Source organism: Fibrobacter sp. UWB15 (assembly GCF_900177705.1).
Classification (GTDB): Bacteria; Fibrobacterota; Fibrobacteria; order Fibrobacterales; family Fibrobacteraceae; genus Fibrobacter.
Genome location: NZ_FXBA01000002.1, coordinates 187,109 through 205,162, shown reverse-complemented (window position 1 = coordinate 205,162; position 18,054 = coordinate 187,109). Strand labels below are relative to the sequence as shown.

The 18,054-nt window shown below is 50.0% G+C and carries 13 protein-coding genes; 8 read left to right on the top strand and 5 right to left on the bottom strand.

The genetic code is table 11. The features are described 5' to 3' along the window. The first annotated feature begins 194 nt into the window (after window positions 1-194). Window positions 195-3,305 (top strand): FISUMP domain-containing protein, encoded by a 3,111-nt coding sequence (locus B9Y58_RS05595; protein ID WP_073055396.1) that lies wholly within the window; start codon window positions 195-197, stop codon window positions 3,303-3,305. Window positions 3,306-3,314: 9 nt separating this feature from the next. After that, window positions 3,315-5,987, top strand: coding sequence for an FISUMP domain-containing protein (locus tag B9Y58_RS05590; protein ID WP_083532258.1), 2,673 nt, complete (start codon window positions 3,315-3,317; stop codon window positions 5,985-5,987). A gap of 51 nt (window positions 5,988-6,038) precedes the next feature. Here B9Y58_RS05590 and B9Y58_RS05585 read toward each other — a convergent pair whose 3' ends face one another. From B9Y58_RS05585 to trxA, 5 genes are all read right to left on the bottom strand, one after another. Then, the gene (locus B9Y58_RS05585; RefSeq protein ID WP_085534817.1) at window positions 6,039-7,217 is read right to left on the bottom strand and encodes an acyltransferase family protein; all 1,179 of its coding nucleotides are present in this window, start codon (window positions 7,215-7,217) and stop codon (window positions 6,039-6,041) included. Between the two features lie 43 nt (window positions 7,218-7,260). Next, window positions 7,261-7,917, bottom strand: a complete 657-nt coding sequence (locus B9Y58_RS05580) for an MBL fold metallo-hydrolase (RefSeq protein WP_085534816.1) — start codon at window positions 7,915-7,917, stop codon at window positions 7,261-7,263. Window positions 7,918-8,032: 115 nt separating this feature from the next. After that, complete coding sequence (gene cysS, locus B9Y58_RS05575; protein WP_085534815.1) at window positions 8,033-9,487, bottom strand: cysteine--tRNA ligase; 1,455 nt, start codon at window positions 9,485-9,487, stop codon at window positions 8,033-8,035. 58 nt (window positions 9,488-9,545) lie between these two features. Then, window positions 9,546-10,217, bottom strand: a complete 672-nt coding sequence (locus B9Y58_RS05570) for a Crp/Fnr family transcriptional regulator (RefSeq protein WP_085534814.1) — start codon at window positions 10,215-10,217, stop codon at window positions 9,546-9,548. 74 nt (window positions 10,218-10,291) lie between these two features. Next, window positions 10,292-10,603: a thioredoxin gene (gene trxA, locus B9Y58_RS05565; protein ID WP_073055407.1), complete on the bottom strand. Its 312-nt coding sequence runs from the start codon at window positions 10,601-10,603 to the stop codon at window positions 10,292-10,294. A 111-nt stretch (window positions 10,604-10,714) separates the two neighbouring features. Here trxA and B9Y58_RS05560 point away from each other — a divergent pair, with 111 nt between their 5' ends. The 6 genes from B9Y58_RS05560 to B9Y58_RS05535 all read left to right on the top strand — a co-directional run bounded on the left by B9Y58_RS05560 (window position 10,715) and on the right by B9Y58_RS05535 (window position 18,052). Next, on the top strand, window positions 10,715-11,824 hold the full coding sequence (locus tag B9Y58_RS05560) for a Rossmann-fold NAD(P)-binding domain-containing protein (protein WP_085534813.1): 1,110 nt from the start codon (window positions 10,715-10,717) through the stop codon (window positions 11,822-11,824). 137 nt (window positions 11,825-11,961) lie between these two features. Next, window positions 11,962-13,425, top strand: a complete 1,464-nt coding sequence (locus B9Y58_RS05555; protein ID WP_158278330.1) for a hypothetical protein — start codon at window positions 11,962-11,964, stop codon at window positions 13,423-13,425. A 103-nt stretch (window positions 13,426-13,528) separates the two neighbouring features. Next, window positions 13,529-14,416, top strand: a complete 888-nt coding sequence (locus tag B9Y58_RS05550; protein WP_073055412.1) for a sulfide/dihydroorotate dehydrogenase-like FAD/NAD-binding protein — start codon at window positions 13,529-13,531, stop codon at window positions 14,414-14,416. Next, entirely contained in the window at window positions 14,416-15,915 is a 1,500-nt protein-coding gene (gene gltA, locus B9Y58_RS05545) for an NADPH-dependent glutamate synthase (protein WP_073055414.1), read from the top strand. The genes B9Y58_RS05550 and gltA overlap by 1 nt, the downstream gene beginning before the upstream one ends. A 351-nt stretch (window positions 15,916-16,266) precedes the next feature. After that, a complete protein-coding gene (locus B9Y58_RS05540; protein WP_073055416.1) occupies window positions 16,267-17,097 on the top strand; it encodes a glycosyltransferase family 2 protein in 831 nt (276 codons plus the stop codon). A gap of 31 nt (window positions 17,098-17,128) precedes the next feature. Further along, window positions 17,129-18,052, top strand: a complete 924-nt coding sequence (locus B9Y58_RS05535; protein WP_073055418.1) for a glycosyltransferase family 2 protein — start codon at window positions 17,129-17,131, stop codon at window positions 18,050-18,052. Window positions 18,053-18,054: the final 2 nt, after the last annotated feature.

Below are 18,054 nucleotides of genomic sequence, written 5' to 3'. Positions count from 1 at the left end.
TAGTAGACAGTAGGACAAACGCGTAAGGTGAGAGTCGCGGCCAAGCTTGCTTGGACATGACCGAACCAAAGAGTTGGGGCTTTAGCCCCATCCTAGCTACAATTAAATTGGTCGTCCCTCGCGGGGCGGCCAGTTTTTTTTGCTACATTTAGAATGTCGGGCTGTCGCCTCAGACGTTAATTTGAGAGGAAAACATGAGAGTCTTTTTGAAGGCATTTCTCCTTTTTGCTGTGTGCGCGTTTCTTGTGACCGCATGCGGTTCAGGTTCTGGATCTGATTCTGTTACGCCTTCTGATGTTTCCTCCGATGACGCTTCCGAAAAAGGTTCCAAGGACAATGGCGACTCCAAGGATAATGGCGGTTCCGGTTCTTCGAATTCCGGGACGTCGACGAGGAACGCCGAAGTCGACAGCAAGGCGACCGACGAACCGGTTATAAAGGGTAGCGTCAGGGATTCCTACTCCGGAGATTCGATCCAGACGGTGCAAATCGGCAGGTATATCTGGATGGCCCAGAACGTGTCGAATGTCGGAAGAAGTACCACGAGTGTCTGCTACGACAGTGATGAATCTAATTGCGAAAAATACGGCGCGCTTATCGATACTGCTTCGGCTGTTTTTGCATGCCCGAGCGGATTCTTTGTTCCGTCGATGAATGACTGGCGCTGGCTTAGCAATTATAGCAGCAAGTACCCGGAGGTCGTGAGCGCCTTGCAAATGAAGTATGGCGGCTATTGCACCCGAGTCAAAGATTCGCTGGTTTGTAAGGGGCTGGACGATTACGGCAAGTACATGGCTCAAGACGGCATTGCGACACTTTATCCGATGAACATGAAGCCGACTTCCGAGACTGCGGATTTCCATGATTTTTACCTGTTGCGCTGTGTGAACTACACCTACATTGTCGAAAGTGTCAAGGATTTGCCCACTTGCGATAGTGTGAGTAAGGAAACTTTAAAGCCGTTTTACGTGGTGAACGAAAAATCCAACTACAAGTGCCTTGGAAACCGTTGGGAAGACGACTTTTCCGATGACTGCAGCCACGTGATCAACTGGACGGCGGCGACATTCAATGATACGATGTATATCTGCAAATATAAGGAATGGCAGGTAGCCGATGTATCGGATGCCCGCGAAGAATGTACGTCGGAAAATGATTCTACGACGCTGTTGTTTAACGGGGCTCGCTACGCTTGCGAAAACGGCTCCTGGAGAGCGTTCACGGAGCTTGAAGAAAAATTGGGGTACTGCCGCGGCAGATTGATAGGGTCCTTTGAAACCTTGAAGTCTCGCGAAGATACGGTTGTGAAAACAAAGGAGTATATTTGTGACACGAACGGCTGGCGTCTTTCCGTGATGACGGACCACGTGGGCTTTTGCGACAGCTTGAGAACTTTTGAAACGGTAAAGTATACGGGGTTATCTTTTGTGTGCCGCGATTCTTCGTGGCAAAAGTTCAGTTCGCTGGAAACAGAAATCGGCGTATGTTCTCCGAAAAAGAAACAGGTGATTGATTCGACCGAAACGGGGTCGACTTATATCTGCGATAGTACCTCATGGAAATGGCGAACGACAAGGCTGGAAGACTTTATTGGGGAATGCGACTCTTCTAAAGTCGGAACGGTCAAGAAGCATGCCGATAATGGATACCTGTGTAAAAACAGCAGGTGGAACCAATTGAGTGACTTGGAAAATGAAATCGGTGTATGTTACGAGAACGTTGTGGGTATCCTTGCCAAAACGAAAACAGGCGTAGATTATGTGTGCGCTTCTTCGGGTTGGAGCAAGGCCGTTGCCGCCGATTTGGGTGGTGTCTGTGACAGCACGAAACAGTACAAGACGGTAAATGTCAGCGGGTTGGGCTATTACTGCACCGGTTCTAGCTGGAGTAGAATAAGTACTCTGGACAGTACGCTCGGTTTCTGTACGGGAGCGATTGTCGGCAAGATTGATTCTGTAGAAAAGGTCCATTATTACTGTGGGGCGACCGGGTGGAAGAGAATGAGCGATTTGGAATTCCGCTTCGGTTTTTGCGATGCTGCAAATGACAGTGCAAAAAAGGTGGCTCATGATTCCGTTTACGTATGCAGCAAGAGCTCATGGAAGCTGGGGTCGATTACGGATATGTACGGCGTCTGTGATTCTCTTGCTGCAGGGAAGACAGGCTCGTTCATGGGGACGATGTATGGTTGCTGCAAAAAATCCTGGCTGAAGATGAGCGACTTCGAAATTGCTAATGGATTCTGCAGCGAAAAGAATGTGGGCGAGAACATTAAGGTGGGCTCCGAATATTATGAATGCACCCTCACTTCTACGACTGCATATTGGAAGAAAACGAATGAGTTCAAGTATGTAATGGGAGAATGCCCCTACACGGATACGCTTTTCTACAAGGAATATAAGGATACTCTGTATGAATGTCACTATGGCAAGTGGTATACGGTTCCTATTTCTCAAATATATGGCAACTGTGAACCCGGTATGCCGAAAGGACCGGTCATATTTAACAAACAAGAGTATATATGCGATTATAACAACATAGAACCAGGTTGGCACCTTATGACGAGCATGGATTCTCTGGGGGGTGTCTGCAGCAGGGCTACGGTCGACGATACGGTAAGCTATAGAGGTGACCGTTTCATTTGCGGTATATGGGGCGATGGCTTTGCCTGGAAATATGCCAGTTACAAGCAGTATATGGGAACGTGTACATCTGCTAGAGAAGGGCATGAAATGTTTAACGGGCTCAACACTAGCAAGTGTACTTCTGGCAAGTGGGTTGCCATTGTCAATGACTATATGACCGATAGCCGTGATGGTACAAAATACAAGGTGGTTACGTTCGAGGGACTGACTTGGATGGCCCAAGATTTGAACTATGTGCCATCATCTAGCGATACCAGCTGGGCGATGAATTCTAGAAGTGATGCGCGTCTGTATTCCTTGACTGCGGCAAAGAAGGTGTGCCCGTCAGGGTGGCGCTTGCCGACTCAAACAGAATGGAATGAGTTCATTGGGGCCTTGTCAATGTATTATGATTATAGTCCATCTGGCATGTTTGCGGGCAATTGGACCGACCTTAATGGATACTCTGTTGATGACTTCTTTGGTGTAGGAATTTATCCGACAGGGTATGTAGAATCCTATATGTCGGGAGGTAAGAAAACTGTTTCGCAGTTCAATACGAGTAACGCGGCCTCTTTCTGGAATTCCGATGGTTCTCATACTTATATAACCATGTTAGCGGGTTATCCGAAAATGGGTGGCGATCTTGTGGGCGCTGCCGTAAGGTGCGTTAAGAAATAAGGAGCTTGTATGCCGATGATTTTTGCTTTGTTGATGACTGTTCTTCTGTCGCTTACGGCGTGCGGTGGCGATTCGGGAAATTCTTCGAATCCCGCTCCTGAAGATGACGCGTATTCAAGTTCGGAGGATAATCCGAGTTCTTCTAGTTCGGGGAATCGGCAGCGTTATTCTAGCTCGTACACGATTACAAGTGCGACAACGGTGATTGATGACGAGGCGAGGGATCTTCGCGACGACGAGCCTATCTATGGCGAGGTGACCGATACATCCTCCGGAAATGTCTATAGTACGCGTTCGATCGGCGTCTATACATGGACAAATAATATCAATGATAAAAATGCCTCTGTCAAGAGCACCTGTTACGCCTACGATGACTCTTATTGTGCCTCGTACGGAAGGCTTTACATGAAAAAGAATGCGGACGAATTGTGTCCTTCCGGATTTTCTTTCCCGACGGTGTCGGACTGGAAATACATCATGGAGGCAGAATCCAAGTCGATCGTCTATTCGGGAATTTGCTTCAAGGGAGATTCCCTGGAATGTACGGGACTTAAAGATTCGGCGCAGTACTTTGCGGCGGGTGACAGTGCCGTGGTGATTGACCGCTTCGGGCATATTTCGGCGACAAAGACGGTGGATAATGGATTCTATTCGCTGCGTTGCGTCAAGTACCGCACCATTGTCGAAAAAATGTCGGATTTGCCCAATTGCAGTAACGGAACTTATGATAGTCGTTCTACGATATATGTGGCTACAAAAGATTCCAGCTACTATTGCGGTAACGGGGAATGGAAATATTCTTCTGGTCTGGGCTCTTGCCGCAGCGAAGAGGCTGGCGAAAAATACTCGATTAAGGACATCGTCTATATTTGCAAAAATGGCTATTGGCAGCAGACGACCATCGAAGATACCGATGTAAAGTGCACCGATGAAAATTTGTATGAAGAATATGTCGTGAACGGCATCCGTTATGCTTGCACCGATACGGGTATGACGAAGTTGAAGTTCCCAGCTTCAGTTCTGGGCCTTTGTACTCCCGATCGAAGAGGCTCCTTGGTTGAACTTGAAGAAGAAATTTTCCTTTGCAAAAACAAATTGTGGGTTATCGCCATGCCTGATGATCTTTATGGTGGTTGCGGAACTTCGAATTTAGGACAGCTTGAAATTTTTAAGGGTAAGCAGTTAATCTGTTCGATGACCGGGTGGCGGAGCGCTTCGGCAACCGAAATGGAGCTGGGAGCCTGTACTCCCTCTCTAAGGGATTCTGTTCGCCATGATTCGCTCGGAAATTATTTCCGTTGTTACAAGGATGGCGGATGGCACGTGGCCAATTCGGCTGAAGTCTTGGGACGCTGCAAGGAAAGTGAACAAGGCGATTCGGCAACGTACAGGGATTCATTATTTGTGTGCATGGATGGCTTCTGGGATTATGTAGATAGCCTTGAACTTGTGATGGGCGTATGCCACGAAAGTATTTATGGTGCACGCGGCGAATACGCGGGCAACGTTTACTATTGCCAAGTGAAAATCGGTAGCCAATGGATTCGCGCTACGGAAGCAGAAGAAAAGTGGGGCTATTGCCCCAGGGATACGACATATATCAAGGAAATTGACGGAGAGTTTTACAAGTGTGACCGTGGAACTTGGAAAGAGGCGTCGCAGAGAGAGGTCCTTGGATCTTGTAATTCCGCTAAAGGGGAAAAAAAGGTTTTTAATGGCAGGGAGTACGTTTGCGATACGACTGCCCTGAAGAGTAATGGTGCCTGGTATGCCATGACGGCTCTTGATTCAGCCTTGGGAGAATACTGCAGAACGGCCATTTTGGGTAAAGCGCTGAAACACAATGATGCCATTTACGTGTGCCGTGTCGATAGCGAATCAAAGACCAAGAAAACTTGGACTATTGGAACATTTGAGGATTATAGAGGAAAGTGCGATAAGGACAACCTTGGACGTCGCGTGTTTAATGGCGTAGATACGGCTGTATGCATTTATAATTCATGTAGCACAGTTCGTGAAAGAACTTACGCCTATAATGGAAAAGATACGGAAATATGTGGCAAATACAATATAACGGGATATTTTTGGGAAACGATTGTGCGCGAAAGCATCACGGATAAGCGTGACGGAGCCGTGTATGGCGTGTTGACTTTTGGTACGCAAAAATGGTTGAACCGGGATTTGCAATATTGGACTACGAGCGCTTATGGAAGCGACGGGTATAAATTGAGAGAGAATCCATATGTATTTGAACCAGACATGTATCACTCGTTTTACTATGTGTGGAGTGATGCCCTGGGTGGTGCAAATATTTGCCCCGATGGGACTCGGATCCCGTCCAAAGCGGACTGGAAGACGCTTTTTGAATTTGCGGAGAGTTTGAATCCTGGTGAGGGTGTGAATTCTTTACTTATGGAAGATTGGCGAGTGAGTAGAAAGGGGAAAGATTATTTTAATCTTGGTCTAAGAAGAAACGGCTTTATGGATATGGATTATTATCCGCTTGGCAACGACCCTTTGGTTGGTTCGGCTGATTATAAGTCTCTTTATTATTGGACGACAGATGCGGGAAAGACAACGAGTACGGGAAGCGCCGTTTACGTCGATACGCTGCTCAATGTCAATTACCAAGTCGAAGCGCTGAAAGAAGACGCTTACACCATCCGCTGCATTGTGGATTGATGACTGCTCAATTCCTGCGTCATTGCGAGGGCGTAAGCCCGAAGAGGTCCATTACTCTTGTATGTTTAAAGCGTCGCGCACGCTAGCAGGCTGCTTGCCGAGCAGGCGGTAGAGCTTGCAACGGAATAATGGAATGGCGGCGATGACTCCTGCTGCGACGATGGCGATGGATAAGTAGACAATGCCCGGCTTGTTGAATGTGTCGCGGAAGAGCAGACGCATGACGAGCAGAATGTACCAGTGCACGGCGAGAATCACAAGCGCATTGCGCGAGATGTTCCGCAGTATTCCCTTGACGATACGGATGGGGGCGATATCCGGGAGTTTGTCGGCGAGAATGAAGGCGGCTACAAGGCCCGCGATGCCGAAGAAAGAACTGGCGACAAAAATGGGGAGCGATTTCCCGAGGATGTTGTTCATGATGCTGAAATTCGGGTCGGGAACTTCGAGATACGCGTAGGCCGCGAATGCGACGATGGTGGCTACGACGAGAGCCAAGATGTTTTTGCCTCGCGTGTCATCCCCGCGTAGGCGGGGATCTTTCAACGCGCCTTTGCACAGCCATCCGTTTGCAAAGAAGAACAACACCGTCAAGTCGCGTTCTATCCCGAGTGGCAAGCGAATGTGATTTTTGTAAAGCATCCAGCCGCCTGCGAGACTTACGATTGCTGTGACAGCGGTTGCGATTTTTGCTTTCCTGTCATGCTGAACTCGGTTCAGCATTGGCATTCTCGCCGTCAAAACCGCCAGCTTCTGCACCCCGTAAAACATCAAACTTACCGAGTACAGCGTGAACACGAACCAGAGTGGCCCCGACCCGATGGAAGATTTCCCTACTACGAAAATTTTTGCGAGGTTCCAGTAGATGTAATCCCACACGGTCGCGATTTCGGGCTTGATATTCATGACCGTCATGCGCGGCGCCTTCGGGAACAAGTCGAAATTGTAAAGCACCGGGTCCAGTGCCAGAAACAGGAGTGAAAGCAGGATGTAGGGAACGAGCAAGACGCGCGTCTTGTGAACAAGGTAGCTTTTGAAATCAGGAAAGCGCCGCGTGCTGAAAAGCATTCCCGAAATGAAGAAGAAGGCCGACATGCGGAGCGTACTCAGGTGTAACATCCCCATTTGTGCCTGCGGAAAGGCATGCTCCACGTGATAAAGGCACACGAGCAACAAAACGAATCCCTTGAACTCGTCAATCCACCCAATTCTTTTCTGTTCGTTCGTCATTGCGAGGAGCGTTAGCGACGTGGCAATCCAGTGTTGCTTTTAATCAATACCACCTGCTTTCATCTGCAATCGTCGTCATGGGCCCGTGTCCGGGGAATACGACTGTTTCTTTCGGGAGCGTGAGGAGTTTGCTCTTGATTCCGCTGACGAGCGCTTCTTCGTCGCCGCCGAATAAATCGCTGCGCCCGCGGCTGCCTGCAAAAATAATGTCTCCGGGGAACAGCAGCGGCGGCACATTCTTCTGGCCGTTGACTTCGCCCGGGTTTTCGCAGTAAAACGCGATGCCGCCGGGGGAGTGCCCGGCCACATGAATCACCTGCAAGCGAATGCCGGGCACCTCGACGGCATCGCCCTCGGCAAGGTAGTTGCCGAGTCCGGGCGAATGTTCTCGCATCGGGAGCCCGAACATTTGGCTCTGTTCTTCTTGCAAATCCAAAAGGAATGCGTCTTCTTCGTGGGCTTCGGGCTGCACGCCGTACTTGCGGGCGACAAACGCATTGCCTAGCACGTGGTCCAGGTGCAGGTGCGTGTTCAGCAGGTGTCGCACGGTCAAGTTATTTGTGGCTATGTAGTTCGCCAATGCCGCTTCCTCCTGCTCGCTCGAAACGCTCGGGTCAATGAGAATCGCATCGCCGGCGTCGTTGCTTAAAACGAAACCGTTCACACCGAAGGAATTGAATGTAAAAGCCTTTAGTATCATTTCTCTTTAATATAAAAAAAGGAAATGCCCGCACGATGGCGGGCATGATAATGTTTGTGGAGGCCGCAGCGGCTTTAGGATGCTGCCCTGACCACTGTCTACTGCCTACTGTCTACTATCCCTTGATTTCCCAGGTCGTGCCTTCCTTGCTGTCCTTGATGACCACGTTCATGGCGGCGAGTTCGTCGCGGATGCGGTCACTTTCGGCCCAGTTCTTGGCGGCGCGCGCTTCCTTACGGGCGGCAATCAGCGCTTCAATCTTTTCGACATCAACGCCGTCGTTTGCGCCCTTCTTGGCGTATTCTTCACGGGGTTCGTCCAGCTTCAAACCGAAAATCTGGTCGAAGTCGGCAACGAGGGCGGCCTTTTCGCCGTCATCGATTTCGCTCTTGAGCATCGTGTTCATGATACCGAGGGCACGCGGCATGTTCAGGTCGTCGCCGATAGCGTCCTTGAATTCCTGCTGGAAAGCCTTGGCGGCATCGCTTTCAATCGCGGTAGCCTTGCCAATCAGCGGATCCGTCTTCTTGTGCAAGCTCTTGAGGCCATCCTTGGCGCCTTCCAGGGCTTCCCACGTGAAGTTCAGGTAGTTGCGGTAGTGGCTGCCAATCGCGAAGAAGCGGTAGTCGAGCGGGTTGAAACCGCGGTCCATCAACAGGGATACTGTCAGGAATTCGCCGCTGGACTTGCTCATCTTGCCGAACTTAGTCTCGGTGGTGCCGTCTTCCAGTTTTTCTTCGCTGGCGGTGCGCAGGAATTCGCCGTGCATCCAGAAGCGGGCGAACGGGACGCCGTTGGCGCATTCGCTCTGGGCGATTTCGTTCGTGTGGTGCACGCGGATGTGGTCGGTACCGCCGCAGTGGATGTCGAGGGTCGGGCCATTGTACTTCATGGCCATGGCAGAGCATTCAATATGCCAGCCGGGGAATCCGACGCCCCACGGGCTGTCCCATTCCATGGCGCGCTTCTTGTCCTTCGGGCTGAACTTCCACAGCGCGAAGTCGGTGGCGTTATGCTTTTCGCCCATGTCGATGCGGCTACCCTTGCGCAGGTTTTCCACGTCGAGGCGGGCAAAGTCGGCATAGCGCGGGAACTTGAGGCTGTCGAAGTAGATGCCGTCGCTGGTGCGGTAGGTGTAGCCCTTTTCTTCCAGGGTTTTCACCAGTTCAATCTGTTCCTGGATGTGCTGCGTGGCAGGAGTCCAGCGGGTCGGTTCCTGGATGTTTAAGCGGTGCCAGTCGGCCATGAAGGCGTCGGTGTAGAACTTCGCGATGTCCCAGACGGACTTGCCTTCGCGGGCGGCGCCCTTTTCCATCTTGTCGTCGCCGGAGTCGGCGTCGCTGGTCAAGTGGCCCACGTCGGTGATGTTCACGATGTGGTTCACCTTGTAGCCGTAGTACTTGAGCGTACGGACCAGGAAGTCTTCGAAAATGTAGGTGCGGAGGTTACCGATATGGGCGAAATGGTACACCGTCGGGCCACAACAGTACATGCGCACGGCGGGAACGCCTTCGGGGAGTGTGAAAATCTCTTTCTTACGCGATGCAGTGTTGTAGAATTGAAGTGCCATTTTAAGCCTCCGGTTAAATGCGGCGCAACTTGCGTCGTTCGCGCGCAAATTTAGCAAATTAGATCAATTTTTTCAGCCCGTCGATGTCGCGGAGCAGGATTTTTCCCCGCTTGATTTCGACAAGGCCCTTGGCGGCGAATTCCTGAAGCATGCGGGCCACTACTTCGCGGGCAGAATTCACGTCGCGGGCGATTTCTTCCTGCGTTTTCTTGACTTCGTCTTTGCCGGTGCTTTCAAAAGCCGAAATCAGGTAAGAAGCCAGACGCTGGTCGAACCGTTTGAACAGCATGAGCTGAATCGCCCAAATGGTCTGCGAATAACGCTCGGTCTCTTTTTCAAAAATGAAAGCCCGCACATGAATATTCGTATCCATCAGCTTGGCGCACAGGGCGGCCGGAATCACCAATGCGGTCGTGTCTTCTTCGGCAGTAACCTGTGTCTCGAAGGTTAGCTGGTGAATCACGCAAGAGGCCGTCGAAACGCAAAACTCGTTTGCTTTGGCGCGGTACAGGGTGATTTCTCGACCTTCGTCCGAGATGAGTCCCACGCGAATCCCTCCGCTCAGAATGAAGATAATCCCGAGGCAAGAGGTCTTGCTGTTGTGAATCATCTGGTTCTTGCCGAAGCGCTTTGTAACGCAACGGTCCGAAACCATCGCCTTTTCTTCGGGCGAAAGTTTTTGCCAAAACGGCAGATTCGGAAGGAAGTGACTGAATGGACCTAAGCTCATAAAAGATGCACCTTCCCTGTAATATACAAAAAAGGTGCATCGCCTCAAGGAGTATAGTTAAGTGGAATGTGCGTTTAGCTGAACATGCTTACGATCTGGTCTTTCGGACGAACTCCGGTCACGGAATTCACGACTTTGCCTTCTTTGATGACGACGAGCGTGGGAATGCTCATGACACCGAAGGTGGATGCCAGTTCGCCCAGTTCGTCGACGTTTACCTTGCAGACTTTTACCTTGTCTCCGTACTCTTCGGCGATTTCGGAGATGGTGGGCGAAAGCATGCGGCAGGGCCCGCACCAGGGTGCCCAAAAGTCGATCAGAACGGGCCTGTCGGAGTTCATGACTTCAGCTTCAAAGTTTTCCTTGGTGATGTTCATTTCGGTCATTTTTACCTTTCTTATTTTTATTCTTGTTTACACCTATATTTTACCTAATGTGCGTCCGCTTATCTGTGACTAGGTCACATTATCCGAAAAATTTTTTCTAAATTCGGCGGCATGCTTTTTTCCGAAATCATCAAGGAATCTTACGAGCCGAGTGAATATCCGGCGCTGGCCCAGCTTTCAGATGAGTGGCTACAGACGCGCCCGTTTTGGGGATGTAAGGTCTTGGTGGCAACACCGATTTTCAGGAATACGTTGGTAGAATACCGTGCGCTGATGGCTGGCGGGGCGAGCCTGTATGTGGGCTATTCTGTCGGAACATCGGGGGCGGCAATGCCTTGCGACCAGAAAATCATTGATTTGCTGAAAGAAAAAGACGTTCCCGTCGTGACCGATGAAGATATCAAGAGCGGTAAAGTTGCCGATGATTTCGACCTGATTCTGGATTGTGCCGGTCAGTTTGCCTTTTGCCACCCGCGTAAGGGATTTGTTGAACTTACCCGCAGCGGCGTGCAGTTTTTTGAAAAGTCGGAACACCCGGTGTATGTGGCTGACAGCGGAATCGTAAAGCGGATCGAAACTGTGCTCGGTACAGGCGACGGCTATTTCCGCGCGCTGGAATCGCTGGGTTTGGGTGACTTTGAAGGTAAATCGCTGGTGGTGTTCGGTAGTGGCAAAGTCGGCTGCGGCATTGCCCTGCATGGCGTGCGTCGCGGCATGAACGTCTGCACCATCACCAATACCCGTAACGATGATTCCAACTCGAATTTCAGTAGCGTGCTGTTGAACAATGAAGTCCGCGTCGAAGACTACATGGACGACGAAATGGTGGCGAAGGTGATTTCGACGGCTGATTTCGTGGTGACGGCGACCGGTCTCAAGAACGCATTGACCAAGTCTGCCGTATCGGCGATTCTTGCTAACACCAAGGCAGTGGTCGCGAATATGGGTGTCGAAGACGAATTCGGTGAACTTGTTCCCGATACAAGAGTTCTGAACAGGAAGTCTCCTCTGAATTTTGTGCTGGATGAACCTACGCACCTCAAGTATATCGACGCAAGCCTCGCGCTGCATGCGGCCTTGGGAGAACGCTTGTTGCAAGACTGCGCAACCGAACCCTTCATAGGCGTGCAGGATCCGCCCAGCGAAATTGAACAACGTTTGTTGGTAACGACAATCCAGAATGGGGCTATAGGCCCTGAAATCAGCGATATGCTCCGATAAAGCAATGTTCGTTATTTCGGCCAAGAGCTGAAATGACATCTAAGGGATTGTAAAAACCGCAGGATTTGTAAATAAATTCTTGCTTTTTCGTTGTTTTTAAAGTATAATTGCAAATGAAAGTTAACAGTGAGGATGGTATGAATCTGAAGAAAACCGTTGCTATGACTCTTATGACTGTAGCTTTGGCTATGGCGCAAGAACAGCCAGTCGCTGCCCCTGCTGAAACTGCAGCCCCTGCGGCTCAGCCCGCAGCCGAAGCGGCTCAGCCTGCGGCCCCTGCCGAAGTACATCCTGCTGCTGAAGCAGCTCCGGCCGCCGAAGCACCGCAGCCTGCTCCGGAGGCCGCCTCCGCTGAAACTGCGGCACCCGTTGCTCAGCCTGCTGCCGAAGAAGCAATGCCTGCTGAACAGCCGAAGCCCGCAGAACCTGCCGCAGCAGCCGAAGCGCCTGCCACTCCCGCCGCTACCGCGGCTCCTGTCGAAGTGGCTGCCGCCCCCGCTGCCGCTCCTGAAGCTGCACCGGAAGGTGTCGTCCGCAAGGGGCCGCCCAAGACTCCTTTTACCGTACTTCACGGCAATGCCTATAACCGTGTCGAAAACGAAGCCGCTGGCGACAATGTGAATACGCTGCTGAACAAAAGTTTGACCAAGATGGCTTTCAACAAGTTCTTTTACATTGAACCCGCTGGCGAAAAGGGCGTCGTATCGCTGGGCGGTTTCTTTGCCGCAATGGATATTTCCGGTGAACTGGGCCGCGCTACGGCCGGTTACGCTACTCCCGGCTTTGCCATAGCGGCCCGCGTAGGCTTAGGACAGATTAAGACTGAAACCAAGGGCGCCGACATCAAGGAAACAGTGGAAGGCGATGACTGGGGACTTACGTTGTCCCAAACGCTCGGCGGCTATTCGTTGACCTTGGCTGGCGACTGGACTACTTACGCTAAGGAGACGAATACGGAACCCAAGAAGGGTCCCGAAACGGAACAGCGCTATCGTGATTTGGATGCATCTTTGATTTTGAGCAATGGTCCTTCTGCCCAGAAGCATTTCTGGTCCGCAGGTGTGGCCTTTAATCGCCATGAAGACGAAATGGAAATCGATGGCACCTTGATTGGTGATTCCCTGACGTCGAACGTTACGATTGTTCCGGTGTTCAGTTACGGTTCTCCGGTGCTCCGCGCTAGTTATGCCAATGTCTATATGGGCGTAAATGCGGCTGTTCCTGTTACCATTTACGACAAGGCCGACATGCGTGACTCTGTTTCTGGCGAACTCAAGGAAGCTTCGCTTTTTACGGTAGGCTTGAGCTTGACACCGAATATCTTGGGTGAGGTCCTCTTGACTGAATCCTTGATGCTCTTTGGTGAAGCCGCTTATACCTGGGAGGCTTTCCGCTATGTGGATAGCAAGACCCCTTATGATGAGGTAGAAGTCAAGAAGAGTGTCTCCGACAAGGTGGAGGCCTCCTTGGGATTCCGTTACCAGTACAAGGATTGGGCCGCCTGCGAATTTGCCTTTGGCGATTCCTTCTTCACCGACACCAAGTCCATCTTCAACGGTGAAGGTGTGTTCGTAAGCTTCGGCGCCTTCATCTACTTCTAGTGACAAATAGTCCTTTTTCGGGCCGAATCGGTCCAAATGGAGTATGTTTTTATTAAAAAGGTAACCTCGTTCGGGGTGCCTTTTTTCTAAATTTCTCCCCACTATGGCAAAAATTCTCTTTAAAAAACAAATGTCTTCCGCGGTCTATATGTTCCGCGTCGAGGCCCCGCTGATCGCCCAAGAGCGTAAGGCCGGCCAGTTCATCATCCTCCAGACGAACAAGGACAACGGCGAACGCGTGCCTCTCACCATCGCCGATGCCGACACGACTGAAGGCTCTATCACTTTGATTTTCCAGACCGTCGGTAAGACCACCACCGAACTTTCCAAGTTCGAAGTCGGTGACGATATTCCGGTGCTCGTGGGCCCGCTCGGTTCCCCGACCCATATCGAAAACTTTGGTCACGTGGTCTGCGTGTGCGGTGGCGTGGGTATCGCCCCGATGCACCCGATTGTTCAGGCCCTCAAGGCTGCAGGCAACAAGGTCACCATCATCATGGGTGCCCGTAACGAAAGCCTGTTCCTCATGAAGGACGAAATGACCGCTCTCGCCGACAACATCATCTTCATGACCGACGACGGTTCTTATGGCCGCAAGGGTCTCGTGACCGAACCCCTTAAGGAACTCTGCGAAGACACCAAGGGCAAGCCGGACATGGTCATAGCTATCGGTCCTCCGATCATGATGAAGTTCTGCGCCCTCACCACCAAGCCCTACGGCGTGAAGACCGTGGTTAGCCTCAACAGCATCATGGTGGACGGAACCGGCATGTGCGGTGGCTGCCGCGTGACTATCGGCGGCAAGACGAAGTTCGTCTGCGTCGATGGCCCGGAATTTGACGGCCACGAAGTCGACTGGAACAACATGCTCCAGCGCATGGGCGCCTTCAAGCCCCAGGAACAGGAAGCCTTGCACCGTTTCGGTGCCAACGACGGCCACAAGTGCAACATTGATAAGATGGCTGACGCAAAGGCCAAGGAGAGCAAGTAATGTCTGAACATTTGACTCGTGAACAGTTGGACGCCGCCGCCAAGGTGGAACTTGAAAAGATTAACGCCCTCCCGAAGCCGCTCAAGCCGAAGGACAAGAATGCCATTCCGGCCCAGCCGATGCCGCAGCTGGAACCCTCCTACCGTGCCCGCGTGATGGAAGAAGTGGCTCAGGGTTACACCGAAGCTCAGGCTATCGTGGAAGCTAACCGCTGCCTCGCTTGTAAGAACCAGCCTTGCGTCGAAAGCTGCCCGGTGCACATCGACATTCCGGCCTTCATCGCAAAGATTGCCGAAGGTGACTTCAAGGCCGCTATCGCCAAGATTAAGGAAACGAGCCTCTTGCCGGCAATCTGCGGCCGTGTTTGCCCGCAGGAACGCCAGTGCCAGATGAACTGCACCATGGGCAAGATGCACAAGGACGTGAACCAGGCTGTGGCTATCGGCCGCCTGGAACGCTTTGCTGCCGACTATGAACGCAACAACGGTGGTGCTTCTGTGCCGGCCGTGAAGCCTGCTACCGGCAAGAAGGTTGCCGTGATCGGTTCCGGTCCTGCCGGCTTGGTCGTCGCTGCCGACGTTCGCCGCGAAGGCCACGACGTGACCATCTTCGAAGCTTTCCACAAGCTCGGTGGCGTGGTCCGCTATGGTATTCCTGAATTCCGTCTGCCCAAGAAGATCGTGGACAACGAAATCGAATCTCTCGCAGCCATGGGCGTGAAGTTCGAGACAAATTTTGTCATCGGTCGTACCCGCAAGCTCAAGGACTTGATTGAAAAGGATGGCTTCGATGCCGTGTTCGTCGGTACCGGTGCAGGCCTCCCGCTCTTCATGAACATCGAAGGTGAAAACCTGGTCGGTGTGTTCGCCGCTAACGAATACCTGACCCGCGCCAACCTCATGCGCGCCTACGACAAGGAACATGCCGATACTCCGATGTGGCCCGGTAAGAACGTGGTCGTTCTCGGTGGTGGTAACGTCGCTATGGACGCTGCTCGTATGGCTCTCCGCTTGGGTGCCGAAAAGGTCCGCATCATTTACCGCCGCAGCATGAACGAACTTCCGGCCCGTAAGGAAGAAGTTCTCCATGCCCAGGAAGAGGGTGTCGAATTCTGCGTTCTGCAGAACCCGGCCAAGATTCTTGGCGACGAAGCCGGCCACGTGCGCGGCATGCTCGTCGACAAGTACGAACTCGGCGAACCCGATGAAAAGGGCCGTCCGCGTCCGGTCAAGGTCGAAGGTGCAAGCTTCGAAATCGAATGCGACACCGTGCTCGTTGCTATCGGTAACGGTTCCAACCCGCTTATCAGCAACACCACGCCGGAACTCTCTGTGGACAAGAAGGGTCACATCCTTCTCGAAGATGCAACCGCCAACAAGACCTTTATGGAAAAGGTCTATGCCGGTGGTGACATCGTGCTGGGTGCCGCAACCGTGATCCTCGCCATGGGCGAAGGTCGTCGCGCTGCTGCAGGCATCAACGAATTCCTGAAGAAGTAATCAATTACTTCGGCTGAAAACAACCCCGACTCGCAAGAGCCGGGGTGTTTTTTATGGGTTGATAAAAAAAGTGACTCGCCTTACTTTCTTTGACCACGGCGCGCGGTCTGTTTATGCCGCATGTCTTTTATGAAAAAAGGTGATTTGTCTGGTTTTTACCCGTGAGAGTTTCTTGTAAATATGTATTTTTCCCATTAGGTATCTTGAAACTTTTTGATGAATATTGCGATTGCTAGATCTGTCAATGTAGCTCTTGTAAGCAGCTCCCGTTTCATGGAAGTGGGGGCAAGTGATGTCTGCGTTGAAGGCCTTGTTTACGGACGAGGTTTAGAGTTGCTTTAGGGATTGTTTATGAAAAGAAAAATTGCGGCTATTATTTTGAATTATGTGTCATGGATGGATACTTTAGAAGAGGTTGAAGTTTGCAAAAAAAAACTTGGTCTTCAATCCCAGGATGTCATTGTAATTGACAATTGTTCTCCTAATGAATCTGCGGAAAATCTTGAGAAAGAGTCAAAGGACAATTTTGTTTTTATTAAATCGTCAAGGAATAGCGGGTATGCAGCAGGAAATAACATCGGCTTGAAATATGCTTATGAGAATGGATATGATTATGCATTGGTTATAAACAATGATATAATTGTGGATGATGAATATTTACTAGACAAGCTTGTTTCAGTTTTTGAAAAAGATAAGACAGTCGGTGCGGTGAGTCCTGATATTTATTCCCCAGAAGGGCATCTCTTTAATAGGGATAGCGTCAAACCTTCATTTTGGGATTTTACCTTAGGGTTGTTGAATTATAAAAGAAAAGGTCGCAGGGTTGCTGATTTAGGTGGCTATGGATATGTGTATCGTCCGCAGGGCTGCTGTATGATGTTGAAATTAGATGTTATGAATGCTGTGGACTATATGGATGAAACAACCTTTTTGTATTGCGAAGAATTTATTTTGGCTGAAAAAATGAGTTCATTGGGGTATAAGTGTGCCTGCTGTTTGAATTCGTCCATAATTCATAACCATTCAAAAGTGGTAAAGTCTAATATTAAACTAAAGGAAATTATTTCCATAAACAATGAGAGTTTTGCGTATTACTTGAGAAAATACAGACGTTTTAATGCTTTTTTGGTAAAGATTTGTTGTGTCTTCAATGGGTTGAAAATAAAAGTGTTGGAAGGCTAAAGGCTCGCATGGTCTTCATTAGAGGCGTAAAGTGAAAGAAAAAGTTATAGTGTTGATGTCGACATACAATGGAATGCTCCATATTCAGGAACAGATAGACAGTATTTTCAGCCAGATTTATGATGGTGAAATTGAAATACTTGTTCGTGATGATGGTTCCGCAGACAATACGGTTTCTTTTTTGGAAAAATATCCTAAGACCGATTTACGGAAAATTGTCGTTCAACGGGCCGAAAATGTCGGGCCACAAAAAAGCTTCTTGAAGTTGATTAAAGATGCTGGGTGTGCCGACTACTATTTTTTTGCTGATCAAGATGATGTTTGGCTGTCTGACAAAATTGAAAGGGGAGCTTCTTCTCTAAGAAATGTTGAAAGTGCCGCTGTGTATTGCTCAAATTATACTGTTACAGATGAAGCATTGAATGTTAAGGAAGAAGCTTTTATAAAAGAAACTCCGTTGTTTACGCCAATAAAAAGCTTGTTGTATAATCAAATACCCGGTTGTTGCATGGCCTTCAATAAATCCATGATGGATTTGTTAAAAAAGGTTGATGTGGACAATGTCATGATGCATGATAGTATGTTGCTGTCCTTGGCCTCATATATTGGCTCTGTAAAGTACGATTGTCAGCCTAGTATTTTACATCGTATTCATGGAAATAATGTTGTGGGTGCTGGTCATAAAAAAATTGTCCCGCACAAGTGGATTGCTGAAAAAATTAAGCTTTTGGTAAAAAAAGAACCGTACGATATTAGCGAATTGGCGGAGCAGTTTATTCGTTTGAATGCTTGTGAAAAGCAATCTCTGTATCAAAAAGATGTCGAATTGATTCGGGATTATAAAAGAAACTATAAAAAGACTATCCAGCTTTTGAAACATTCGGATTCTCACGATAAGCCTTGGGATCGAACAACGCTATCTATTCGTTGCAAAATATTATTTCATCTCTTTTAAAA

Bases quoted from the DNA above. Each gene is read 5' to 3' on its own strand.
- trxA (WP_073055407.1), bottom strand. From the start codon at position 10,603: ATGACCGAAATGAACATCACCAAGGAAAACTTTGAAGCTGAAGTCATG.
- B9Y58_RS05590 (WP_083532258.1), top strand. From the start codon at position 3,315: ATGCCGATGATTTTTGCTTTGTTGATGACTGTTCTTCTGTCGCTTACG.
- B9Y58_RS05595 (WP_073055396.1), top strand. From the start codon at position 195: ATGAGAGTCTTTTTGAAGGCATTTCTCCTTTTTGCTGTGTGCGCGTTT.
- B9Y58_RS05550 (WP_073055412.1), top strand. From the start codon at position 13,529: ATGGCAAAAATTCTCTTTAAAAAACAAATGTCTTCCGCGGTCTATATG.
- B9Y58_RS05585 (WP_085534817.1), bottom strand. From the start codon at position 7,217: ATGACGAACGAACAGAAAAGAATTGGGTGGATTGACGAGTTCAAGGGA.
- cysS (WP_085534815.1), bottom strand. From the start codon at position 9,487: ATGGCACTTCAATTCTACAACACTGCATCGCGTAAGAAAGAGATTTTC.
- B9Y58_RS05570 (WP_085534814.1), bottom strand. From the start codon at position 10,217: ATGAGCTTAGGTCCATTCAGTCACTTCCTTCCGAATCTGCCGTTTTGG.
- B9Y58_RS05540 (WP_073055416.1), top strand. From the start codon at position 16,267: ATGAAAAGAAAAATTGCGGCTATTATTTTGAATTATGTGTCATGGATG.
- B9Y58_RS05555 (WP_158278330.1), top strand. From the start codon at position 11,962: ATGAATCTGAAGAAAACCGTTGCTATGACTCTTATGACTGTAGCTTTG.
- gltA (WP_073055414.1), top strand. From the start codon at position 14,416: ATGTCTGAACATTTGACTCGTGAACAGTTGGACGCCGCCGCCAAGGTG.
- B9Y58_RS05580 (WP_085534816.1), bottom strand. From the start codon at position 7,917: ATGATACTAAAGGCTTTTACATTCAATTCCTTCGGTGTGAACGGTTTC.
- B9Y58_RS05560 (WP_085534813.1), top strand. From the start codon at position 10,715: ATGCTTTTTTCCGAAATCATCAAGGAATCTTACGAGCCGAGTGAATAT.